22 protein-coding genes and 1 pseudogene are annotated in these 23629 nt (G+C 60.2%); 10 read left to right on the forward strand and 13 right to left on the reverse strand.

The genetic code is table 11. The features are described from left to right. Positions 1-50: 50 nt before the first annotated feature. Together rep and RGV59_RS04620 are read left to right on the forward strand one after the other, a co-directional pair. A complete protein-coding gene (gene rep / locus RGV59_RS04615) occupies positions 51-2060 on the forward strand; it encodes a DNA helicase Rep (RefSeq protein WP_017846031.1) in 2010 nt (669 codons plus the stop codon). 58 nt (positions 2061-2118) lie between these two features. Beyond that, the gene (locus tag RGV59_RS04620) at positions 2119-2691 is read left to right on the forward strand and encodes a xanthine phosphoribosyltransferase (RefSeq protein ID WP_017846032.1); all 573 of its coding nucleotides are present in this window, start codon (positions 2119-2121) and stop codon (positions 2689-2691) included. 68 nt (positions 2692-2759) lie between these two features. On the opposite strand, the gene RGV59_RS04625 is transcribed toward RGV59_RS04620, so the two are convergent. The 6 genes from RGV59_RS04625 to dadA form a co-directional block, all read right to left on the reverse strand. After that, on the reverse strand, positions 2760-4682 hold the full coding sequence (locus RGV59_RS04625) for an acetyl-CoA hydrolase/transferase C-terminal domain-containing protein (protein WP_017846033.1): 1923 nt from the start codon (positions 4680-4682) through the stop codon (positions 2760-2762). Between the two features lie 136 nt (positions 4683-4818). Further along, positions 4819-5232 (reverse strand): c-type cytochrome, encoded by a 414-nt coding sequence (locus RGV59_RS04630; RefSeq protein WP_026139909.1) that lies wholly within the window; start codon positions 5230-5232, stop codon positions 4819-4821. 181 nt (positions 5233-5413) lie between these two features. Next, on the reverse strand, positions 5414-5962 hold the full coding sequence (locus tag RGV59_RS04635) for a cupin domain-containing protein (RefSeq protein ID WP_017846035.1): 549 nt from the start codon (positions 5960-5962) through the stop codon (positions 5414-5416). Positions 5963-6078: 116 nt separating this feature from the next. Further along, entirely contained in the window at positions 6079-7152 is a 1074-nt protein-coding gene (gene alr, locus RGV59_RS04640) for an alanine racemase (protein WP_017846036.1), read from the reverse strand. 81 nt (positions 7153-7233) lie between these two features. Beyond that, a complete protein-coding gene (locus RGV59_RS04645; RefSeq protein WP_017846037.1) occupies positions 7234-7587 on the reverse strand; it encodes a RidA family protein in 354 nt (117 codons plus the stop codon). Next, positions 7559-8860: a D-amino acid dehydrogenase gene (gene dadA, locus RGV59_RS04650; protein ID WP_017846038.1), complete on the reverse strand. Its 1302-nt coding sequence runs from the start codon at positions 8858-8860 to the stop codon at positions 7559-7561. The genes RGV59_RS04645 and dadA overlap by 29 nt, the downstream gene beginning before the upstream one ends. A 155-nt stretch (positions 8861-9015) precedes the next feature. Here dadA and RGV59_RS04655 point away from each other — a divergent pair, with 155 nt between their 5' ends. Beyond that, complete coding sequence (locus RGV59_RS04655) at positions 9016-9504, forward strand: Lrp/AsnC ligand binding domain-containing protein (protein WP_017846039.1); 489 nt, start codon at positions 9016-9018, stop codon at positions 9502-9504. A 47-nt stretch (positions 9505-9551) separates the two neighbouring features. Here the strand turns inward: RGV59_RS04655 and RGV59_RS04660 are convergent, their stop codons facing one another. Next, positions 9552-9905 (reverse strand): YkgJ family cysteine cluster protein, encoded by a 354-nt coding sequence (locus RGV59_RS04660; protein ID WP_126585186.1) that lies wholly within the window; start codon positions 9903-9905, stop codon positions 9552-9554. Positions 9906-10019: 114 nt separating this feature from the next. On the opposite strand from RGV59_RS04660, the gene RGV59_RS04665 reads away from it, so the two are divergent. Continuing rightward, complete coding sequence (locus RGV59_RS04665) at positions 10020-11312, forward strand: NAD(P)/FAD-dependent oxidoreductase (RefSeq protein WP_046381651.1); 1293 nt, start codon at positions 10020-10022, stop codon at positions 11310-11312. 1 nt (position 11313) lies between these two features. Here RGV59_RS04665 and RGV59_RS04670 read toward each other — a convergent pair whose 3' ends face one another. After that, on the reverse strand, positions 11314-11538 hold the full coding sequence (locus RGV59_RS04670; protein WP_017846042.1) for a DUF1127 domain-containing protein: 225 nt from the start codon (positions 11536-11538) through the stop codon (positions 11314-11316). Between the two features lie 165 nt (positions 11539-11703). Here RGV59_RS04670 and RGV59_RS04675 point away from each other — a divergent pair, with 165 nt between their 5' ends. Together RGV59_RS04675 and RGV59_RS04680 are read left to right on the forward strand one after the other, a co-directional pair. Continuing rightward, positions 11704-13128 (forward strand): PLP-dependent aminotransferase family protein, encoded by a 1425-nt coding sequence (locus RGV59_RS04675; RefSeq protein ID WP_046385149.1) that lies wholly within the window; start codon positions 11704-11706, stop codon positions 13126-13128. Positions 13129-13190: 62 nt separating this feature from the next. After that, positions 13191-14759 carry a phospholipase D family protein gene (locus RGV59_RS04680; RefSeq protein WP_032804275.1) on the forward strand — a complete coding sequence of 523 codons (1569 nt, stop codon included), beginning with the start codon at positions 13191-13193 and terminating at the stop codon, positions 14757-14759. Positions 14760-14844: 85 nt separating this feature from the next. Here RGV59_RS04680 and RGV59_RS04685 read toward each other — a convergent pair whose 3' ends face one another. Both RGV59_RS04685 and RGV59_RS04690 read right to left on the reverse strand, forming a co-directional pair. Next, positions 14845-15987 (reverse strand): MFS transporter, encoded by a 1143-nt coding sequence (locus RGV59_RS04685; protein WP_017846045.1) that lies wholly within the window; start codon positions 15985-15987, stop codon positions 14845-14847. A gap of 161 nt (positions 15988-16148) precedes the next feature. Continuing rightward, complete coding sequence (locus RGV59_RS04690; protein WP_046381649.1) at positions 16149-17642, reverse strand: aldehyde dehydrogenase; 1494 nt, start codon at positions 17640-17642, stop codon at positions 16149-16151. 230 nt (positions 17643-17872) lie between these two features. Between RGV59_RS04690 and RGV59_RS04695 the strand changes: the two genes are divergently transcribed. After that, the gene (locus tag RGV59_RS04695; protein WP_046381648.1) at positions 17873-18235 is read left to right on the forward strand and encodes a cupin domain-containing protein; all 363 of its coding nucleotides are present in this window, start codon (positions 17873-17875) and stop codon (positions 18233-18235) included. A gap of 71 nt (positions 18236-18306) precedes the next feature. Here RGV59_RS04695 and rpmG read toward each other — a convergent pair whose 3' ends face one another. Together rpmG and rpmB are read right to left on the reverse strand one after the other, a co-directional pair. Next, positions 18307-18462, reverse strand: coding sequence for a 50S ribosomal protein L33 (gene rpmG, locus RGV59_RS04700; protein ID WP_003176906.1), 156 nt, complete (start codon positions 18460-18462; stop codon positions 18307-18309). 11 nt (positions 18463-18473) lie between these two features. Next, positions 18474-18707: a 50S ribosomal protein L28 gene (rpmB, locus tag RGV59_RS04705; RefSeq protein ID WP_003176907.1), complete on the reverse strand. Its 234-nt coding sequence runs from the start codon at positions 18705-18707 to the stop codon at positions 18474-18476. A gap of 458 nt (positions 18708-19165) precedes the next feature. Here rpmB and RGV59_RS04710 point away from each other — a divergent pair, with 458 nt between their 5' ends. After that, complete coding sequence (locus RGV59_RS04710; protein ID WP_126585187.1) at positions 19166-20758, forward strand: ABC transporter substrate-binding protein; 1593 nt, start codon at positions 19166-19168, stop codon at positions 20756-20758. 59 nt (positions 20759-20817) lie between these two features. Here RGV59_RS04710 and RGV59_RS04715 read toward each other — a convergent pair. Beyond that, positions 20818-20979, reverse strand: a pseudogene (locus tag RGV59_RS04715) (JAB domain-containing protein); the annotation flags it as partial. A gap of 43 nt (positions 20980-21022) precedes the next feature. Between RGV59_RS04715 and RGV59_RS04720 the strand changes: the two are divergent. After that, complete coding sequence (locus RGV59_RS04720) at positions 21023-22219, forward strand: tyrosine-type recombinase/integrase (protein ID WP_019819803.1); 1197 nt, start codon at positions 21023-21025, stop codon at positions 22217-22219. Continuing rightward, on the forward strand, positions 22212-23600 hold the full coding sequence (locus tag RGV59_RS04725; protein WP_322246915.1) for a site-specific integrase: 1389 nt from the start codon (positions 22212-22214) through the stop codon (positions 23598-23600). The genes RGV59_RS04720 and RGV59_RS04725 overlap by 8 nt, the downstream gene beginning before the upstream one ends. Positions 23601-23629: the final 29 nt, after the last annotated feature.

Consider the following 23629-nt stretch of genomic DNA (forward strand, 5'->3'; position numbering starts at 1 on the left):
CAGCCTGTTAAAATGCCCGCCCTTTTGAACAACGACTCCCTGAACTCTGTATGTCCCGACTCAATCCCCGGCAGCAAGAAGCCGTGAACTACGTCGGCGGCCCTCTATTGGTGCTCGCCGGTGCTGGCTCCGGCAAGACCAGCGTGATCACCCGCAAGATCGCGCACCTGATCCAGAACTGCGGCATCCGCGCCCAGTACATCGTCGCCATGACCTTTACCAATAAGGCGGCGCGGGAAATGAAAGAGCGGGTCGGCACCCTGCTCAAGGGTGGCGAAGGCCGCGGCCTCACGGTGTGTACGTTCCACAACCTGGGGCTGAACATCATCCGCAAGGAGCATGCGCGGCTGGGCTACAAGCCGGGTTTCTCGATCTTCGACGAGACCGACGTCAAAGCCCTGATGACCGACATCATGCAGAAGGAATACGCGGGCGACGACGGCGTCGACGAGATCAAGAACATGATCGGCGCCTGGAAAAACGACCTGGTCCTGCCGCCCGAAGCCCTGGAAAACGCGCGCAACCCCAAGGAACAGACCGCCGCCATCGTCTACACCCACTACCAGCGCACGCTCAAGGCGTTCAACGCGGTGGACTTCGACGACCTGATCCTGCTGCCGGTGAAGCTGTTCCAGGAACACGCCGACATCCTCGAGAAGTGGCAGAACAAGGTACGTTACCTGCTGGTGGACGAATACCAGGACACCAACGCCAGCCAGTACCTGCTGGTGAAGTTGCTGATCGGCAAGCGCAACCAGTTCACCGTGGTGGGCGACGACGACCAGTCGATCTACGCCTGGCGCGGCGCCCGCCCGGAAAACCTGATGCTGCTCAAGGACGACTATCCGTCCCTGAAAGTGGTGATGCTGGAACAGAACTACCGCTCCACCAGCCGCATCCTGCGCTGCGCCAACGTGCTGATCTCGAACAACCCCCACGAGTTTGAAAAACAACTGTGGAGCGAGATGGGCCATGGCGACGAGATCCGCGTGATCCGCTGCCGCAACGAAGACGCCGAAGCCGAGCGCGTGGCCGTGGAAATCCTCAGCCTGCACCTGCGTACCGACCGGCCCTACAGCGACTTCGCGATCCTCTATCGCGGCAACTACCAGGCCAAGCTGATCGAGCTGAAACTGCAGCACCATCAGGTGCCGTATCGTCTGTCCGGCGGCAACAGCTTTTTCGGACGCCAGGAAGTCAAAGACCTGATGGCCTACTTCCGCCTGATCGTCAACCCGGACGACGACAACGCCTTCTTGCGCGTGATCAACGTACCGCGTCGGGAAATCGGCTCGACCACCCTGGAAAAACTCGGCAACTACGCCACCGAACGCAAGATCTCGATGTACGCCGCCACCGACGAAATCGGCCTGGGCGAACACCTGGACACGCGCTTCACCGATCGCCTGTCGCGCTTCAAGCGCTTCATGGACAAAGTGCGCGAGCAATGCGCCGGTGAAGACCCGATCAGCGCCCTGCGCAGCATGGTCATGGACATCGACTATGAAAACTGGCTGCGCACCAACAGTTCCAGCGACAAGGCCGCGGATTACCGCATGGGCAACGTCTGGTTCCTGATCGAAGCGTTGAAGAACACCCTGGAAAAAGACGAAGACGGCGAAATGACCGTCGAAGACGCCATCGGCAAGCTGGTGCTGCGCGACATGCTCGAGCGCCAGCAAGAAGAGGAAGACGGCGCCGAAGGTGTACAGATGATGACCTTGCATGCGTCCAAGGGCCTGGAATTTCCCTACGTGTTCATCATGGGCATGGAAGAGGAAATCCTCCCGCACCGCTCCAGCATCGAAGCCGACACCATCGAGGAAGAACGGCGCCTGGCCTACGTGGGCATTACCCGCGCACGCCAGACATTGGCCTTCACCTTTGCCGCCAAGCGCAAGCAATACGGCGAAATCATCGATTGCGCCCCCAGCCGGTTCCTCGACGAACTGCCGCCGGACGACCTGGCCTGGGAAGGCAACGACGACACCCCGACCGAGGTCAAGGCCGTTCGCGGCAACACCGCCCTGGCGGATATTCGCGCGATGTTAAAGCGCTAGAATTGACTATTTTTTAATCTACTTTCGGCGCACCGTGCGCCATTAGAGGAAGCGTTCCGTGGAAGCACTGCACAAGAAAATTCGCGAAGAAGGCGTCGTGCTTTCCGATCAGGTACTCAAAGTCGACGCCTTTCTGAACCATCAGATCGACCCGGCGCTGATGAAACTGATCGGCGACGAATTCGCCGCGCTGTTCAAGGATTCGGGGATCACCAAGATCGTCACCATCGAAGCCTCGGGGATCGCCCCGGCAATCATGACCGGCCTGAACCTCGGCGTGCCGGTGATCTTCGCCCGTAAGCAACAGTCCCTGACCCTGACCGAAAACCTGCTGTCGGCAACGGTGTATTCCTTCACCAAGAAAGTCGAAAGCACCGTAGCGATCTCGCCGCGCCACCTGACCAGCAGCGACCGCGTGCTGATCATCGATGACTTCCTGGCCAACGGAAAGGCGTCCCAGGCGCTGATCTCGATCATCAAGCAGGCCGGCGCCACCGTTGCCGGCCTGGGGATCGTGATCGAGAAGTCGTTCCAGGGCGGGCGGGCCGAGCTGGATGCGCAGGGTTATCGGGTTGAGTCGCTGGCGCGCGTGAAGTCGCTGAGCGGCGGTGTCGTCACCTTCATCGAGTAATCGCTGACGGAACCCGGTTAAACATGTGGGAGGGGCGGTGCGACGATTCGACTTGCCCCCTCCTACATTTAGTGCGCGGTGGCCTGGAGGCCGGCGAGCAACAGCCGCTGATACACGTCCTCTTTGAGCCCTTCCGGCTGGTCCAACCCCATCCGCTTCAGATGCTCGGGAAACGCCTCCGGCTCCGGTGCATCCAGCGCCGCCTTGCCCAGGTCGAAAATCTCGCTCAGCTTGAATTTGCTCTTGAGCCAGTTCAACCCCCGCAACAGGTCCCGTTCGACATCCGTGAAGTCGGTGCCCAGCGGATACTCCGGAAACAACCGGCGATGCCGGGCCTGAAGGCTCTGGAGCCGCTGCGGAGTGTTGTCGGTAAAGCGCGGGTCCAGCTGGAAATCCCGGGGTAGTTTGCCGGCCTCTTGCGCCTGCTCGATCAAGTCGCCCTGGAACCTGGAGTCGGTGATGTTGAGCAACGCCTCAATTACCTTGGCATCGGTCTGACCGCGCAAGTCGGCAATTCCGTATTCGGTGATGACAATGTCCCGCAGGTGCCGTGGGATCGTGCAATGGCCGTACTCCCACACGATATTGGAACTGACCTCCCCCGCCGCTTCGCGCCAGCTGCGCAACATCAGGATCGCGCGCGCACCTTCCAGCGCGTGGGCCTGGGCAACAAAATTGTACTGCCCGCCCACGCCACTGAGCACGTGGCCACCTTCCAGTTGGTCGGCAACCCCGGCGCCGAGCAAGGTCACCACGATCGCGCTGTTGATGAACCGCGCATCCAGACGCTGCAAACGCTTGAGTTCTTCCTGTCCGTACAGCTCGTTGATGTAGCTGATGCGCGTCATGTTGAACGCCTGACGCTTGGCGAGGGTCATGTCTTGCAAGCGTTGGTAAAAACTACGCGGGCCAACGAAAAAACCGCCATGGATCGAAATGCCGTCGGGCTGGGCCGCATCATCGAGCAGGCCGGCATTTGCCTGTTCCTGCGTCGCCACATCCGGGTAGACCTTGCGCCGCACAATCCCCGCATCCGCCAGCACCAGCAGGCCGTTGACGAACATTTCGCTGCAACCATAAAGGCCTTTGGCAAACGGCTCGACGCCCCCTTCGCGGCTGATCAGCGCCGCCCAGCGGTACACATCGAGGTCGGTCAGCAGCAGCCGATAGGCTTCGTTATCGGCCTGGCGCGCAAGCAAGGCGGCGGTCAGCGCATCGCCCATCGAACCGATACCGATCTGCAAGGTGCCGCCATCGCGTACCAGGGTACTGGCATGCAGGCCGATAAAATGGTCCTGGAAACCCACCGGCATATTCGGTGTGGAGAACAGCGTGCTGCTGTCCTTTTCATCGAGCAGGTAGTCGAACGCATCCATGCCCAACTCCGAATCCCCCGGCATGTAGGGCAAATCGGTGTGGACCTGGCCGACCATCAGCACGGTTTCCCCGGCGGCGCGACGCTTGGCGATCATCGGCAGCAGGTCGAGGGTGACATCGGGGTTGCAGCTCAGGCTCAGCCGGTCGGGGTGCTCGGCGCTGCTGGCCACCAACTGCGCCACCAGGTTCAGGCCGGCGGCGTAGATATCGCGCGCGGCATGGCTGTAGTTGCTGCTGACGTAGTCCTGTTGCGCGGATTGGCTGTGAAGCAGGCTACCGGGCTGCATGAAAAATTGCTGGACGTGGATATTCGCCGGCAGGCTGTCCTTGTGCAGATCGGCGAGATAATCCAGCTCGGGATAATCGCCAAATACCCGCTCGGTAAACGGTTCCAGGAAGCGCTTCTGCAAGCCATCGCCCAGCGCCGGGCGACCCAGGCTCAAGGCGGTGTAAATCGTCAGCGCCCGCTCCGGCAGCTTGGCGATACGTCGGTACAGCGCGTTGACGAACAGATTGGGCTTGCCCAGGCCCAGGGGCAGGCCCATGTGGATATGCGCTGGCAAGCGCGCGAGTACGTCGTCAACGGCTTGCTCGATTGAACATAACTGCACCATCCGACCCTCCTGAACATTTCATGACTAGGGGTTGGATAGAGAGTGGCCCGTCTTGGTTGCAAAGAACAGCCTCAACCCTCGATCGCAGGCACAAAAAAGCCGCTCGTAAGCGGCATTTTTGACGAAGATCGCTGGATTACAACCCGGACATCTTCTTGATCGCGCCTTTCAGATCAGCATCCGTGCAATCAGCACAGGTGCCTTTTGGCGGCATGGCATTGATACCCGTGATCGCCTTGGCCAGGATGCCGTCGAGGCCGCCCTGGTGGTCGGCGCGGTCTTTCCAGGCGGCGGTGTCGCCGATTTTCGGAGCACCCAACAGGCCGGTTCCGTGGCATGCATTGCAGTGCTTGGCAATGATCTCATCCGGTGTTTTCGCACCGCCGCCGCCGCCCGCTGTTGCGGCGACTTCCATCCCCTTGCACTCCTGCCCCTGCACACACACTTGGCCAACAGGCTCCAAGCGCTTGGCAATGTCATCATTGGTCGCAGCTTGAGCGCTGACAGCCCATAGGGCCAGTACGGTTGCTGGTGCAGCCAGCATTTTCATAATTAGGTTCACGCGTTCACCCTCAATGGTGGCTATTCACGCCTGCGGCCACGGTTTCGCAGGCGGCGAAAGTATAACGGTTAGCCCGCCTGGCTGAAACAACCCTATTAAGCAAAGGGAGATTCAGTCTCACGGAATACGCTGCGGGAGTCTCTGCAATGCTGGCAGGACGCCTCTTCTGTCAAAAGTTCGCGGGCGTGGCTGCGCTGATTAGTCGCGCCGGCACCTCGAACGGATTACGAAAACGATGGGGCTTGGTGCTTTCAAAGTAGTAGCTATCGCCAGCTTCGAGCACAAAAGTTTCAAGACCGACGACCAATTCCAGGCGACCCTCCACCAGAATCCCGGTTTCTTCGCCTTCGTGGGTGAGCATTTCTTCGCCAGTATCGGCGCCAGGCGGGTAAATTTCGTTGAGAAACGTGATCGCCCGGCTCGGATGTGCGCGACCCACCAGTTTCATGGTGACGGCGCCGTCGGAGATATCAATCAGCTCGTTGGCTTTATAGACGACCTGGGTCGGTATTTCCTGGAGGATTTCCTCGGAAAAGAACTCGACCATCGACATGGGAATGCCGCCCAGCACCTTGCGCAAGGAACTGATGGAAGGGCTGACACTGTTTTTTTCGATCATCGAAATGGTGCTGTTGGTGACACCCGCACGCTTGGCGAGCTCGCGCTGGGAAAGACCCTTCAGTTTACGGATGGATTGCAGTCGTTCGCCGACGTCCAATGCGGGAGCCTCCTAGGATTCAGGCTTTGTTGTAATTGAGCGTTATCATGGCGACAGCGTTCAGTATTTACAACACTTGGGCCTAAATCCTCCCCCGCACCGTTCGTAGAGGCCGATCAAGCCCCGGAATAGAGCCTTGGCACGCGGCGCAGGTTGCAGAAGATCTGGTAGGGGATGGTCTCGGCGGCGGCCGCGACGTCACTGGCGAGGATGTTCTTGCCCCACAGCTCCACGGTGGAACCGAGGCCGGCCTGGGGCACGTCGGTGAGGTCGACGCATAGCATGTCCATGGACACGCGGCCGAGCAACTGGCTGCGCTGCCCCGCCACCAGCACCGGCGTGCCGGTGGGGGCGTGACGTGGATAACCGTCGGCATAACCCATAGCAACCACGCCGATCCGCATCGGTTTCGGCGTGATGAATTTGGCACCGTAGCCCACCGGCTCGCCGGCCGGCAGTTCGCGCACGCAGATGACTTTCGATTCCAGGGTCATTACCGGCTGCAAGCGCGCGGCGATGGCCTGGTCTTCACCAAACGGCGTCGTACCGTACAGCATGATGCCGGGGCGTACCCAGTCGCTGGGCACCTTCGGCCAGCCCATCACCGCCGGCGAATTGCGCAGGCTGACCTCGGCCGACAGCCCCTGGCGCGCCGCTTCGAACACCGCCACTTGTTCATTGCTGCGCACGCAATCGAGCTCATCGGCGCGGGCGAAGTGGCTCATCAATACGATCTTCGCCACCTTACCGCTGGCGAGCAGGCGCTGGTACGCCTCGTGGTAGTCCTTGGGATGCAGGCCGACGCGGTGCATGCCCGAGTCCAGTTTGAGCCACACGGTGAGGGGCTTGCGCAAGGCCGCCTGCTCGATGGCCTCCAGTTGCCACAGCGAATGCACCACGCACCAGAAATCATGCTCGACGATCAGCGGCAGCTCGTCGGCTTCGAAAAAACCTTCCAGCAGCAATACCGGCGCGCGGATACCGGCAGCCCGCAGCTCCAGTGCTTCCTCGATACAGGCCACGGCAAAACCATCGGCCTCGGCTTCCAGCGCCTGGGCCACGCGCACCGCGCCATGGCCGTAGGCATCGGCCTTGATCACAGCGAGGGCCTTGGCCCCCGTGACTTCACGGGCCAATTGGTAATTGTGGCGCAGGGCTTGGAGGTCGATCAGGGCACGGGCAGGACGCATGGCGGCAGGCTTCTAGGCGGCAGAGTGAAAAAAACCGGCACCGACCAACCGCATCGGTACCGGGAGAGGGATCGTTGCTTCTTAAGGCAGGGCGGCCACGACGGACAGCTCCACCAGGATTTGCGGCTCGCACAGTTTCGCTTCAACCGTGGCGCGGGCCGGGGCGACGCCTTTGGGCAGCCATGCGTCCCACACCGCGTTCATGCCGGCGAAGTCGGCGTCGATGTCTTTGAGGTAGATCGTCACCGACAGCAACTTGCTTTTGTCGGTGCCGGCCAAGTCCAGCAAACGCTCGATATTGGCCAGGGTTTCACGGGTCTGTTGTTCAATCCCGGCACTCAGGTCGTCGCCGACTTGCCCTGCCAGGTACACGGTGCCGCCGTGGGCAACGATCTGGCTCATGCGCTCATTGGTGAGCTGGCGCTGGATTGACATGTTTTGCAGACTCCTGGTGGTTGCCATAACGGGAAATATCGAGGCCTTCGGCACTGATCTGCGGCGTTTTCTTGGCCATCAGGTCAGCCAGCAAACGACCGGAGCCGCACGCCATGGTCCAACCGAGGGTGCCATGGCCGGTGTTCAGGAACAGATTCTTGAACGGGGTGGCGCCGACAATCGGCGTACCGTCCGGTGTGGTCGGACGCAGGCCGGTCCAAAAGATCGCTTCGGTCAGATTGCCGCCCTGAGGATAAAGGTCGTTGACGATCATCTCCAGGGTTTCGCGCCGACGTGGGTTCAGCGACAGGTCAAAACCGGCGATTTCAGCCATGCCGCCGACACGGATGCGGTTGTCGAAACGGGTGATCGCGACCTTGTAGGTCTCGTCGAGAATGGTCGACGTCGGCGCCATCGCCGGGTTGGTGATCGGCACGGTCAGCGAGTAGCCCTTGAGCGGGTACACCGGCGCCTTGATCCCCAGCGGCTTGAGCAACTGCGGCGAATAACTGCCGAGGGCCAGGACGTAGCGGTCGGCGGTTTCCAGCTTGCCGTCGATCCACACACCGTTGATGCGATCACCGGCGTGGTCGAGGCGCTGGATGTCCTGTTCGAAACGGAATTCCACGCCCAACTGCTTGCACATGTCGGCCAGGCGCGTGGTGAACATCTGGCAGTCGCCGGTCTGGTCGTTCGGCAGGCGCAGGGCACCGGCGAGGATGTCGGTGACACTGGCCAGGGCCGGTTCGACGCGGGCGATGCCGGCACGATCAAGCAATTCGAACGGCACGCCGGACTCTTTCAACACGGCGATATCTTTGGCAGCGCCATCGAGCTGGGCCTGGGTGCGGAACAGTTGAGTCGTACCGAGGCTGCGGCCTTCGTAGGCAATGCCGGTTTCAGCGCGCAGTTCGTCGAGGCAATCGCGGCTGTACTCGGACAGGCGGACCATGCGCTCCTTGTTCACCGCATACCGGCTGGCGGTGCAGTTGCGCAGCATCTGCGCCATCCACAGGTATTGGTTGATATCGGCGGTGGCCTTGATCGCCAGCGGCGCGTGGCGTTGCAGCAGCCACTTGATGGCCTTGAGCGGCACACCCGGCGCGGCCCATGGCGAGGCGTAGCCTGGAGAGACCTGGCCGGCGTTGGCGAAACTGGTTTCCATGGCCGCGGCTGGCTGGCGGTCGACCACGACCACCTCAAAACCGGCTCGCGCCAAATAGTAGGCACTGGTCACACCAATGACGCCGCTACCCAAGACCAGAACGCGCATTTTTATATCCTCATCGCGGCTTGACCGCCGACGTGTGTTGTTCGAGCAATGATGTGAGCAGTATAAAAAGCAATCACCAGTGCATTTCACTATATAAATGCCTATATTTGGCGACAATTCTTGGCAACAACCCTTTTCACAGAGGCGTATCCCCTATGCGTACCAACACCCAGACCAAACGGGAGCTGGACAAGATCGACCGGAACATCTTGCGCATCCTACAAGCCGACGGGCGCATTTCGTTCACGGAGCTGGGGGAAAAGGTCGGACTGTCGACCACCCCCTGCACCGAGCGCGTGCGCCGCCTTGAGCGTGAAGGGATCATCATGGGCTACAACGCACGCCTCAACCCCCAGCATTTGAAGGCGAGTTTGCTGGTATTTGTCGAGATCAGCCTCGACTACAAATCCGGCGACACCTTCGAAGAATTCCGCCGCGCCGTGCTGAAATTGCCCCATGTGCTGGAGTGCCACTTGGTCTCGGGGGACTTCGACTACCTGGTGAAAGCGCGGATTTCCGAGATGGCCTCGTACCGCAAACTGCTCGGCGACATCCTGCTCAAACTGCCCCATGTGCGGGAGTCCAAGAGCTATATCGTGATGGAAGAGGTGAAAGAGAGCCTCAATCTGCCCATCCCCGACTGACTGACACAACCGGGCCAATGTGGGCGGGGGCTTGCTTGCTCCCACATTTAGACCAGCACCTGCCGGGTACTCGCCATGTATTCCTGGATCTGCTTCTCCACCCGCGGGTGAATCAGCTCCACCGGCCGCCGTCCATTGGGGCACGGCAAGGTCTTTGTGGTGCCGAAAAGCCTACAGATCAGCGGGCGCTCGTCATACACCGTGCAGCCATTGGGCCCCAGGTGTACGCAGTTCAACTCGTCCATGGCGGCTTCCTGTTCGGCAGCGGTCTTACGCGGCAGGCGCGACATTTCCTCGGGTGAAGTCGTCACCGGCCCACAGCAATCGTGGCAACCGGGGACGCACTCGAACGAGGGAATCTGTCGGCGCAATGCGCTGATTTTCTGACTGTTGCAACTCATCGAAACACGTACCGAACGGCGAATAGGTGTGGATTCTGCCGCAAAACCCCGCAGTGAGACAGCTTCGTCCGACCGCTGTATCCTGCGTCAAATTTTCCAAACGGGGATGTTCCCATGACTGCCAGCGCCCGGCACACCGCTTCCTACTACGCCGCCAGCAGCCTGCCGCAACCCGACTATCCGGCGTTGGCCGGCGAAACGGTGGCCGACGTGTGCGTGATCGGCGGCGGTTTTTCCGGGCTCAACACCGCGCTGGAACTGGCCGAACGCGGGTTCAGCGTGGTGCTGCTGGAAGCGCGCAAGATCGCCTGGGGCGCCAGCGGGCGCAATGGCGGCCAGCTGATCCGCGGCGTCGGCCATGGCCTGGAGCAATTCACCAACGTGATCGGCACCGACGGCGTGCGCCAGATGAAACTGATGGGCCTGGAGGCGGTAGAAATCGTGCGCGAGCGCGTCGAGCGTTTCCAGATCGCCTGCGACCTGACCTGGGGCTACTGCGACCTGGCCAACAAACCCCGCGACCTGCTCGGCCTCGCCGAAGACGCCGAAGAATTGCGCAGCCTGGGCTATCGCCACGAAGTACGCCTGCTGCAAGCCAGCGAAATGGGCAGCGTGATCGGTTCCGAGCGCTACGTGGGCGGCATGATCGACATGGGCTCGGGCCATCTGCACCCGCTGAACCTGGCCCTCGGCGAGGCAGCTGCCGCCCAAAAACTCGGCGTGCAACTGTTCGAACACTCCGAAGTGACGCGCATCGACTACGGCCCCGAGGTCAACGTACACACCGCCCGCGGCAATGTGCGCGCCAAGACCCTGGTACTGGCCTGCAACGCCTATCTGAAGGGGCTCAACCCACTGCTGAGCGGCAAAGTGTTGCCGGCCGGCAGCTATATCATCGCCACCGAGCCGTTAAGCGCCGCCCAGGCGGCCCAATTGCTGCCGCAAAACATGGCGGTGTGTGATCAGCGGGTGACAGTGGACTACTTCCGACTGTCTGCCGACCGTCGCCTGCTGTTCGGCGGCGCCTGCCACTATTCCGGACGCGACCCCAAGGACATCGGCGCCTACATGCGGCCGAAGATGGTGCAGGTGTTCCCCCAACTGGCCGACGTGAAGATCGACTATCAATGGGGCGGCATGATCGGCATCGGTGCCAACCGCTTGCCGCAGATCGGCCGATTGGCGGATCAACCCAACGTGTATTACGCCCAGGCCTACGCCGGTCATGGCCTCAACGCGACACACCTGGCGGGCAAGCTGCTGGGCGAAGCCATCAGCGGCCAGCAGCAGGGACGTTTCGATCTGTTCGCCCAGGTGCCGCACATCACCTTCCCCGGCGGCAAGCACTTGCGCTCGCCGCTGTTGGCGCTGGGGATGCTCTGGCACCGGTTGAAAGAACTGGTGTGACTCAACTGCGCCAGAACGGCTTCAAGCCTTCCTGGCGCGCCTGCTCGGCGGTCAACCCGATATCCCGCAGTTGCTCGGCAGTCAGCTCCAGCAGCACCTTGCGCGTGTGGCGACGGTGCCAGAACAGGCTCCAGCGGTTGCGGGTCGGGGCCGACATCGCCCGCGCCTGCCCCGCTTCCAGTTCCTGGCCGTGTAACGTCAGCCGCACATCGCTCATGCCGTTCATTTTGTCGTCCTCATTTGCTGGTTGCCATGAGTGACTAGAATGAGCGGGCGGACAAAACCATTACAGATTCAACCAAATTTTATTAAATCCATACAGATACTGCCCACGAGTGGCTGAATCCTGTATTTTCCCAGAATCTGTACTGCTCCCCTGGGAGTGATCACCGTGACCCTTTACGTCAACCTTGCCGAATTGTTGGGCACCCGCATCGAACAGGGCTTCTACCGCCCCGGTGACCGGCTGCCTTCCGTAAGGGCCTTGAGTGTCGAGCACGGGGTCAGTTTGAGCACCGTGCAGCAAGCGTATCGCATGCTGGAAGACAACGGCCTGGCGATGCCGAAGCCCAAGTCCGGTTACTTCGTGCCCGTCGGCCGTGAGCTGCCGGCCTTGCCCGAAGTCGGCCGTCCGGCCCAGCGCCCGGTGGAAATTTCCCAGTGGGACCAAGTGCTCGAGTTGATCCGCGCGGTGCCGCGCAAAGATGTCGTACAGCTGGGCCGCGGCATGCCGGATGTGTTGTCGCCCACCCTCAAGCCGCTGCTGCGCAGCCTGGCCCGCGTCAGCCGGCGCCAGGACCTGCCGGGGCTGTATTACGACAATATCCTCGGCTGTATGGAGTTGCGCGAACAAATCGCCCGACTGTCATTGGATTCCGGCTGCCAGTTGACCGCCGAAGACATCGTGATCACCACCGGCTGCCATGAAGCGCTGTCTGCCAGCATCCGCTCCATCTGCGAGCCGGGGGATATCGTTGCGGTGGACTCGCCGAGCTTCCACGGCGCCATGCAGACCCTCAAGGGCCTGGGCATGAAAGCCCTGGAAATCCCCACGGACCCGCTCACCGGCATCAGCCTCGAAGCCCTGGAACTGGCGCTGGAACAGTGGCCGATCAAAGTCATTCAACTGACCCCCAACTGCAACAATCCTTTGGGCTACATCATGCCGGAGGCACGCAAGCGGGCGCTGTTGACCCTGGCCCAGCGCTTTGATGTGGCAATCATCGAAGACGATGTGTATGGCGAACTGGCCTACAGCTACCCGCGCCCGCGCACCATCAAATCCTTCGACGAAGATGGCCGCGTATTGCTCTGCAGCTCGTTCTCGAAAACCCTGGCGCCAGGCCTGCGGATTGGCTGGGTCGCGCCGGGCCGCTACCTGGAGCGGGTGTTGCACATGAAATACATCAGCACCGGCTCCACTGCGACCCAGCCGCAGATCGCCATCGCCGAATTTCTCAAGGGCGGCCATTTCGAACCGCATTTGCGGCGGATGCGTACTCAATACCAACGTAATCGCGACATGATGCTCGACTGGGTCAGCCGTTATTTCCCCGCCGGCACCCGCGCCAGCCGACCTCAAGGCAGCTTCATGCTGTGGATCGAGCTGCCGGAAGGTTTCGACACCCTCAAGCTCAACCGGGTGTTGGTGGAACAAGGCGTACAAATCGCCGTGGGCAGTATCTTTTCCGCGTCCGGCAAGTACAGGAATTGCCTGCGCATGAACTACGCTGCCAAACCTACGCCGCAGATTGAAGAGGCGGTGCGCAAAGTCGGCGCCGTCGCGAGCAAGATGCTGGCCGAGGCCGCCGACTGACCTTTCCGGGAAAATAGCCGTCCTATGTCGACAACCGCCCTGATCTGGAAACGGTGCCCTTGATGACTCGACGGCTTTTAGCGTTTTTCCTGTTGGGCGCCCTGGCCCTGGGCGGCTGCGCCACGGTGAATGTGCCGCGCATCCCCAGCGATGCTCTGCCGGCGACGCAGTCGTCGTTCGGCCGTTCGATCCAGGCCCAGGCCGCGCCGCATCAGGGCCGCTCCGGCTTTCGCCTGCTGCCCAACAGCAGCGAGGCGTTCATGGCCCGCGCCGAACTGATCCGCAACGCCCAGACCAGCCTCGACCTGCAGTACTACATCGTCCACGACGGCATCAGCACCCGCCTGCTCGTGGATGAACTGCTCAAGGCCGCCGACCGTGGCGTGCGTGTGCGTATCCTGCTGGACGACACCACCAGCGACGGCCTCGATCAGGTCATCGCCACCCTCGCCGCCCACCCCAACATCCAGATTCGCCTGTTCAACCCGCTGCACCTGGGGCGCAGCACCGGCGTGACGCGCGCCATGGGGCGCCTGCTCAACCTGTCGCTGCAACATCGGCGCATGCACAACAAACTGTGGCTGGCGGACAACAGCGCGGCCATCGTCGGCGGGCGCAACCTGGGCGACGAATATTTCGACGCCGAACCCAACCTGAATTTCACCGACATCGACATGCTCAGCGTGGGCCCGGTGGCCGAGCAACTCGGCCACAGTTTCGACCAGTACTGGAACAGCGCCCTGAGCAAGCCCATCAATGAATTCATCTCCAACCTGCCGTCCAAAGGCGACCTGGCCAGCGCACGCCTGCGCCTGGAGGAATCCCTGGCCCAGTCGCGCCAACAGAACCACGCCTTGTACAACCGCCTGCGCACCTACAAGACCGAACCGCGCCTGGACATCTGGCGGCGCGAGCTGATCTGGGCCTGGAACCAGGCGTTGTGGGACGCCCCGAGCAAGGTACTCGCCAAGAATGATCCGGACCCGCGCCTGCTGCTGACCACCCAATTGGAACCGGAGCTCGAAGGCGTCAACCATGAGTTGATGATGATTTCGGCGTATTTCGTGCCGGGGCAGCCGGGCCTGGTGTACCTGACCGGTCGCGCGGACGCGGGCGTCTCGGTGAGCCTGCTGACCAACTCCCTCGAAGCCACCGACGTGCCGGCCGTACACGGCGGCTACGCGCCCTATCGCAAGGCGTTGCTGGAGCACGGCGTGAAACTCTATGAGTTGCGCCGCCAACCCGGCGCACCCCGCACAGGCAGCGGCCCCCACCTGTTTCGTCGCGGCCTGTTCCTCGGCTCGGACTCCAGCCTGCACAGCAAGGCGATGATTTTTGATCGACAGAAATCGTTTATCGGCTCGTTCAACTTCGACCCGCGTTCGGTGCTGTGGAATACCGAAGTCGGCGTGCTGGTGGACAGCCCTGAGCTGGCCGAGCACCTGCGCAATCTGGCGCTGCAAGGCATGGCGCCAGCATTGAGCTACGAGGCGAAATTACAGGATGGCCAGGTGGTGTGGACCACCGAAGATAACGGGCAACCGCACACCCTGACCCGCGAGCCGGGCAGCTGGTGGCGCCACTTCAATGCCTGGTTCGCCACCTCCGTCGGCCTGGAGCGCATGCTGTAGGAGCGAGCTTGCTCGCGAAGAACGCAAGAACACCACACTTAACCAGACCGTACCCGTCATCGCTAACGCCTTCATCCCCTCGCGCCTAAGCGGGCTGCGCGGCGCCAAACGCCCCCTGACGCAACAACAGCACCACCAACCCCAGCGCCCCGGCCGCCATCAGCCACGGCAATGCATGCCCGCTGATCCACTGGCTGCCCGCACCGGCCACCAGCGGCCCGATCAGGCAACCGATGCCCCAGAGCTGCGCCACGTGGGCATTGGCGCGCACCAGCGCATCGTCGCGGTAACGCTCGCCGATCAGGATCAACGACAAGGTGAACAAACCGCCCGCACTCGCGCCGAACAGCACCCACACCGGCCAGATCAGCAGCGTGTGCATCAACAACGGGACTGCCAGGCTCGCCCCCAGCAACAGCAGCGCGCAGCTCAAGAACAGCGTGCGCCGCGGCAGGTAGTCGGCCAGTGCGCCGATGGGCAGCTGCAGCAACGCATCGCCCACCACCACCGTGCTGACCATCGCCAGGGCGATCTCGGCCGTGAAGCCTTGCTGCAGGCAATACACCGGCAGCAGCGTCAGGATCATCGCCTCGAACGCCGCGAATAACGCCACCGCCCAGGCAATCGCCGGCAGGCTCCGACAGAAGCGCCACAGCTCGGCAAACGTCACGCTGAAGGACTCGGCGGTCGGCGCCCCGGAACGCCCCAGCAACAGCAACGGCGCCAGCGTCAACAGGCCCACGCCCACCCAGAACCCATAGTCATGATCGGTGCCCAGCACGCCCAACAGCAGCGGCCCCGACAGCTGGCTCAGCGCATAGGTGCAGCCATACAGCGCCACCAGCCGGCCGCGCCATTGCTCCACCACCAACTGGTTGATCCAGCTTTCGCCAAGAATGAACACGATGGTCAGGATCACCCCGATCATCAGCCGCAGCACCAGCCACACCGGGTAGCTCGGCAGGATCGCCAACAGGCCGATGGACACCGCCCCCGCCCACAGGCACAGGCGCATCAGACGCGCAGTGCCCAGCCAGGACGCCAGCCGACTGGAAACCTTCGCCCCCAACAGCACGCCGAAGGCCGGCATCGCAGCCATCACTCCAATGGCGAAGCTGCCGTAGCCCCAGCCTTCCAGGCGCAGGGACACCAGCGGCATGCTGACACCCAACGCCAGACCAACGCTGAGCACCGAGGCCAGCACGGCGAAATAAGTCGCCCAACGCATTTCCACGCTCCTGTGGATAGTTTTTTCAGGGCTGCAAACGAACTGTAGGAGCGCGCTTGCTCGCGAAGAACGCCAACGATAACGCGTGCTGTCTGGTTGAACGCGGCGTCTTTGAGTTCTTCGCGAGCAAGCTCGCTCCTACAGGGGACCTGCGGTGTTGCTTAGAGCTTGATCCAGGTGGCCTTCAGCTCGGTGTACTTGTCGAACGCATGCAGCGACTTGTCGCGACCGTTGCCCGACTGCTTGAAGCCACCAAACGGCGCGGTCATGTCACCGCCGTCGTACTGGTTGACCCACACGCTACCGGCGCGCAGTGCCTTGGCGGTGAGGTGCGCCTTGGAGATATCCGCCGTCCACACCGCCGCGGCCAGGCCGTATTGGGTGTCGTTGGCGATGGCGACGGCTTCTTCGGCGCTGTCGAAAGTGAGCACCGAGAGGACCGGGCCGAAGATTTCTTCGCGGGCGATCTTCATGGCGTTGGTCACGCCGTCGAAAATCGTCGGCTCGACGTAAGTGCCGCCGGTCTCTTCCAGCGTGCGCTTGCCGCCCGCCACCAGCTTGGCACCGTCGGCATGACCGGCTTCGATGTAGGACAGCACGGTGTTCATCTGTTGAGTGTCTACCAGCGCGCCGACGTTCGTGGCCGGGTCCAGCGGGTTGCCTGGCTTCCAGCCCTTCAGCGCGGCGATCACCAGCGGTAGGAATTTATCCTTGATGGAACGCTCCACCAGCAGGCGCGAACCGGCGGTGCAGACCTCGCCCTGGTTGAAGGCAATCGCGCCGGCGGCGGATTCGGCGGCGGCTTGCAGATCCGGAGCATCGGCGAACACGATGTTCGGGCTCTTGCCGCCCGCTTCCAGCCATACACGTTTCATGTTCGATTCGCCGGAGCGGATCAACAGCTGTTTGGCGATTTTGGTGGAGCCAGTGAACACCAGGGTGTCGACATCCATGTGCAGCGCGAGCGCGTTACCCACGGTGTGGCCGTAGCCCGGCAGCACGTTGAACACGCCTTTTGGAATACCGGCCTCAACGGCCAGGGCCGCGATGCGGATGGCGGTCAGCGGGGATTTTTCAGACGGTTTGAGGATCACGGAGTTACCGGTCGACAGCGCCGGCCCGAGTTTCCAGCAAGCCATCATCAGCGGGAAATTCCACGGTACGATGGCGGCAACCACACCGACCGGCTCACGGGTCACCAGACCCAGCTGATCGTGAGGGGTGGAAGCGACTTCATCGTAAATCTTGTCGATAGCCTCGCCGCTCCAGCTCAGGGCATTCGCCGCGCCGGGTACGTCGATATTCAGGGCGTCGCTGATCGGCTTGCCCATGTCCAGGGTTTCCAGCAGCGCCAGCTCTTCGGCATTGGCCTTGAGCAACGCGGCGAAACGGATCATGGTGGCCTTGCGCTTGGCCGGCGCCAGGCGCGACCAGACACCGGAATTGAACGTGGCGCGGGCATTTTCCACGGCGCGCTGGGCGTCGGCGACGTCACAGCTGGCAACGCTGGTCAGCAGGCGGCCATCGACGGGGCTGATGCATTCGAACGTGTCGCCGGAAACGGCGGCGGTGTACTCGCCATTGATATAGGCGCGGCCTTCGATCTTCAGATCCTTGGCGCGTTGCTCCCAGTCGGCACGGGTCAGGGTGGTCATGCGAGTGTCCTCCTCTTATTGAATACAAGGCCCAGGCGATGTGCCCCGGCAGCCTCAAAGAATGCTTGCCCCGCCAGCCAGTTGTTCGGCTCAAGGCAACTGCCACCCTAAACCAGCGGCTGGGGATGTATCAATATATTTGACATAACGCCGGTAAACGCCCTTGCGATGTTCATTTTAATAAACATAGACTTTGGGCTCTCCAACCGCAGGCCAGACGGGACACGCACATGAGCATCCAGGACATCGTCGACTTCAGCCAAGCCAACACCGCCCCCGATCGCTACCTCCCTGCCCCGGAAAAAATCCTCAAGGGCAATCCCGAGCAAACGATCTACAACCACTACAACAGCCCGTGCGGCCAGATGAGTGCCGGCGTCTGGGAAGGCGACGTCGGGCAGTGGAAGGTCAACTACACCGAACATGAGTACTGCGAGATTGTGCAGGGGGTTTCCGTACTGCGCGATGCCGAGGGCAACGCCAAGACCTTGCGCGCCGGCGACCGCTTCGTGATCCCGGCCGGCTTCAGCGGCACCTGGGAAGTGCTCGAGCCCTGCCGCAAGATCTATGTGGTGTTCGAACAGAAGGCCTGATCAGCAAATCCTGCGCAAAAAAAAGCCCGAATCGTGAGAAACGGGCTTTTTTTCACAAGGAAGAAAATCAATTACTTGATTTTGCCTTCTTTGTAGATCACGTGCTTGCGAACGCGCGGGTCGAACATTTTCTTTTCGAGCTTGTCCGGGGTAGTACGCTTGTTCTTGTCGGTAGTGTAGAAGTGACCAGTACCGGCGCTAGAGATCATTCGAATCAATTCACGCATGATAGAGCTCCTTAGATCTTGCCAGCGGCGCGGATTTCGGCCAGCACGACAGTGATGCCACGCTTGTCGATAATGCGCATGCCTTTGGCAGATACGCGCAGACGCACAAAACGTTTCTCTTCTTCAACCCAGAAGCGGTGATGCTGCAGGTTCGGCAGGAAACGACGACGGGTTTTGTTATTTGCGTGGGAAATGTTATTCCCAGTCACCGGACCCTTACCGGTAACTTGACAGACTCTCGACATGCCTCAGCCCTCTAAAACCACATGCCCAACCCGGCATGGGTTGGCCGCTTAATCTCTCAGTCATTTGGCGCCAGGCGCCGCGTTTCTTTAGGGTCTTACCGGCTACACCTACAAGCGAAGGAACCGGGCCCCTAGAAAAGAGCGCTGCTTTATACCAGAAAGACCCAAGTGCAACAACAGCCCGTGTGTTTTTACCGGCGTAAATCTCGGCGACAGATGGCCGAACCGTTGCCAGGAGGGGCCGCTGCAATAGCCGACCGCTCGTCGCACAGAATGATTTACAACGCCCGCAAGTACCAAAAAGTACAAGGCGAAACGCGCTGAGGCGCCATCAAAACAGCATTTGAGGCAAAAGCACAGGCAAAAATGGACTAGTCATTTATCAATCAGACCACTACGGTAGGACTTTTCCAGACTGCACTCGCAGATGGGCCTTCGATCTGCACAGGAAACCGAACATGCGCCTCGCTGCCCTACCGCTTTTGCTAGCCCCTCTGTTTATCGCGCCGCAGGCCTTGGCGGCCACCAATCTGAGCGTGTGTACCGAAGCCAGTCCCGAAGGGTTTGACGTAGTGCAGTACAACTCGCTGACCACCACCAACGCCTCGGCCGACGTGCTGATGAACAGCCTGGTGAACTATGACGCAGCCAGCGGCAAGCTGGTGCCAAGCCTGGCGGACAGCTGGGAAGTGTCGCCGGACGGCCTGACCTACACCTTCCAGTTGCACCCCAACGTAAAATTCCACCGCACCGACTATTTCACCCCGAGCCGCACCCTGACCGCCGAGGATGTCCGCTTCAGCTTCGAGCGCATGCTCGATCCGGCCAACCCATGGCACAAGATCGCCCAGAGCGGCTTCCCCCATGCCCAGTCGCTGCAATTGCCGGCACTGATCAAGAAGATCGACGCCCTTGACCCGCTGACCGTGCGCTTCACCCTCGATCACCCCGACTCGACCTTCCTCGCCGCGTTGAGCATGGGTTTTGCCTCGATCTACCCGGCCGAGTACGCCGACAAGCTGCTCAAGGCCGGCACCCCGGAGAAGCTCAACAGCCAGCCCATCGGCACCGGCCCGTTCATTTTCACACGGTTCCAGAAAGATGCCGTGGTGCGCTACAAAGCCAACCCGGATTATTTCGCCGGCAAACCGGCTGTGGATAACTTGATCTTCGCCATCACCCCGGATGCGAACGTGCGCCTGCAGAAACTGCACCGCGACGAATGCCAGATCGCACTGTCGCCCAAACCCCTGGATGTGGGCGAAGCCGAGAAAGATCCCGCACTCAAAATAGAAAAAACCGCAGCATTCATGACTGCATTCGTCGCGATCAACAGCCAGCACCCACCGCTGGACAAGCCCGAAGTGCGCCAGGCGATCAACCTGGCCTTCGACAAGGACAGCTACCTCAAAGCCGTGTTCGAAGGCACCGCCGAAGCCGCCAACGGCCCCTACCCGCCCAACACCTGGAGCTATGCCAAGGAGTTGCCGGGTTATCCACAGGACATCGCCAAGGCCAAGCTGCTGCTGGAGCGCGCCGGGCTCAAGGACGGCTTCAAGACCACGATCTGGACACGCCCCACCGGCAGCCTGCTGAACCCCAACCCCAACCTCGGCGCGCAACTGTTGCAGGCGGACCTGGCCGAGGTCGGCATCCAGGCCGAGATCCGCGTGATCGAATGGGGCGAGCTGATCCGCCGCGCCAAGGCCGGCGAACACGACCTGCTGTTCATGGGCTGGGCCGGCGACAACGGCGACCCGGATAACTTCCTGACTCCGCAGTTCTCCTGCGCGGCAGTGAAATCCGGCACCAACTTCGCCCGCTATTGCGACCCGGCCCTGGACAAACTCATCAGCGCCGGCAAGACCACCAGCGAGCAAGGGGTGCGCAGCAAGCTGTATCAACAGGCCCAGGCGCAGATCCAACAGCAGGCACTGTGGCTGCCGCTGGCGCACCCGATGGCGTTCGCCCTGATCCGCAAGAATGTCGAGGGGTACCAGGTGAGCCCGTTTGGGCGGCAGGACTTTTCGAAAGTCAGCGTCAAGCCCTGAGCTGCAAGCTGCAAGCCCCCTTGAGGCTTGCAGCTGCAACCTTGCAACTGCTGCCCCTCCTACATCCACCCGTATTCCGCCATCGACAATGGATCACCATCGCCCACGATGATGTGATCCAGCACCCGCACATCCACCACTTCCAAGGCTTTTTGCAGGATTTTGGTCAATTTCCGATCAGCCGCACTCGGCTCCACACTCCCCGAGGGATGGTTGTGGCACTTATGGTATATGTTCGGAAACGTTGCAGATCTGGAGCTACCGATGCCAGACGTCCCTTTCTGCGAGATCCGAATGATTCGTACTGCCTCCAGCGGCCTCAGGCCATACCTGCTGGTGCAGGGGGTTCCAGTGATCCTAGCAAACCTCTGGGCGGAGGATTTGCTCCACAGATCGCGTCTCAATACCGTCGAAAATTACCTACGTGACATCGCTATCGCGTACGAGTGGGCTCTCAGCCGAGGTTCTCCACTGGAAGCGAAGCTTGAGCGCCTAGCGGTGTTCAGCTCAGCGGAACTGACATCGCTGGCCGAACGCCTCTGCTCCACCAAACGCGGTGCGGGTGCGAGCCAATCGACATGCACCCGACGACTCGAAGCTGTCAAATCATTCATAGATTTCTCCTTCGAGCACTACGTTGAGCTCAATCGACTAGGTCTACTTGAGCAAAGCCAAGCGGAAAAAAACAAAGCCAAGAATCTGCGAAATCTTCAAAAAAAAATCACCAAGATTGCATATCAATCAGAACCGCCGCTACCAGCAACGCCACTTGACTCCGGCGGACAAGCCTTATTCAAAGGGGTGCTCAGTCCTGATGACTTTAGGAACCCATTCCAAAGTAAACAGATACAGGCACGCAATTACTGTCTGTTCTTAGTAATGCTTGAAACACTTGCCAGGCGTGGCGAAGTGGTTCTCATAGAACTCGACGACGTTGACCTTGGTCCCTCACCTACAATACGCATCAAGCGCCCAAGCGATATCAACAGGGAGCGGAGACTGGACGGGGCTAGTCTCAAGACGCGCGGTCGGATAGTCCCCATAACCGCATCGGTAGCCGCGGTTCTGAACGAATACATTTCCGATCATCGCCCTAAACTGATCAAACCAAAAAGACCTTGTACAGCCCTATTCGTGAGTTCCCGTGACGGGAGACGGCTATCTGCGCGAACCGTAAACACCATTCTTCGTACCGTTGCAGCCAGCCTCGGCTTGCCAAACTTTTCAACACGAATTCATCCGCACGGCTTGAGGGCGACAGGGGCAAATATAGCTCGCAAAAAGTTTGAAAAAAGTGGCGCCAACAGCATTAATGTAAAAGATGCTCTGGCGTATCTGGGCGGATGGAGCCCCAGCAGCGAAAGTGTTCAGCGCTACTCTCGACAGGCCATATCTGATCGGCTCGGCGAAATAATCAGAAGCTCAGACAGCTCAAATTTTCGAGGCAATGAAGATGATTAAAATTTCGCCTGCCGAACTCGTAGCCGAGATTGAATGTCGCTTCGGCATCGAGGCCGATGCCTTTCCTTCCACAGTCAAATCCACCTTCGGTCAGGCTATAACAATTCACAACAATGATGCGTGGGTTGAGAGAATAACGGTAGAGATTGTCGGGTGTGCTCCGATGAATATTGCGTGGAGCAAGCCCCTACATTCTAACTTGTTAGTTGAGTGGCTACTCAGAGGGTGGTTCATCGACAGACTCCAAACCCACATCGACCTTAGGCCTCTGATTGTCGTCCAGCGGCTTCTGGCCCAGCATAAATTTTCGGGAAATGACGCGGATACTATTGGCAATAGGTTATCGACATTTGCTGTACGTGAATGCACTCGATTAAAAGCATCAAGCTGGTATGAGGAGCTAGTTGCTCTTCGAGTATTTTATCGATGGTGCTTGGATGAAGAAGTCCCAGGCTTCAACGAACATGACAGCCTTGAACTATCACAGCTTACAGTAAAGGCGCATGATAACAGGCATTTAGTCACGATGCGAGATGATGACTTTGGCCCTTTCACTCGCGTACAACTCGCGAACATTGAGATGAAGCTTGCCAACAATCCGCTCATCACTCATGCCCAACGCACGCTTTTTTTGCTCTGTCGCGACTGGGCTCTTCGCCCTATACAGTTGGCCCTAATGCAGGTTACTGACTTCGGGATCGATGAGGGCGGCCCCTTTGTAAAGGTGCCGAGTGTTAAAGGAATTAGACGTTCAAGGCTCAGGAGGCATCCGAGCAACCTGGTAAAACGTTACATCGCTAACGATACTGCAGAGGCAGTAGAACTTCAGTGCACTTTAGCTGAGACCCAATGCAATGCCGCATCGAAGGAAATCAACGCGATATGTGCCAGGCATGGAATAAGCACTCCAGTACTTCCTACGCCGTTGTTTCCCTCGGCGTACACAACCGAAAACCGCCTTTTACGCTTCCTCACCAACCCCAAGCTGACACCATTCACATTACATCTCGACAACCATAGAATAAGTTATGCGCTAACATCTCTCACTTGGATACTCCAGTTACCAGACCCTCATCGACCCATACAAAAAACAGAGCCCTTCATGCGGATCACCGCGTACCGACTGCGCAGGACCAAGGCTACTTCAATGGTTCTTTCCGGTGCATCCCCTGAAGAGGTCGCTGAAGCTTTAGATCATTCAAATCTGAACTCTATAAAGCACTACTTCCATTACAACCTTGAGCTGCAAGAGTTCATAAATACGACCCACATGGCAAGCCCGGAGATCAATGCAGCCGTGCAGATGTGGTGCGGCAAATTCATGGAAGAAATCCCTGACAGATCCGCGCTAAGGCCAATAAGTGGCTTAGGGAAACTCTGAAAAAGACTTTCTGATTTGGCAAAATACCG

Origin of the sequence: Pseudomonas sp. FG1 (assembly GCF_034313875.1) — a bacterium.
In the GTDB taxonomy this organism is placed as follows: domain Bacteria; phylum Pseudomonadota; class Gammaproteobacteria; order Pseudomonadales; family Pseudomonadaceae; genus Aquipseudomonas; species Aquipseudomonas veronii.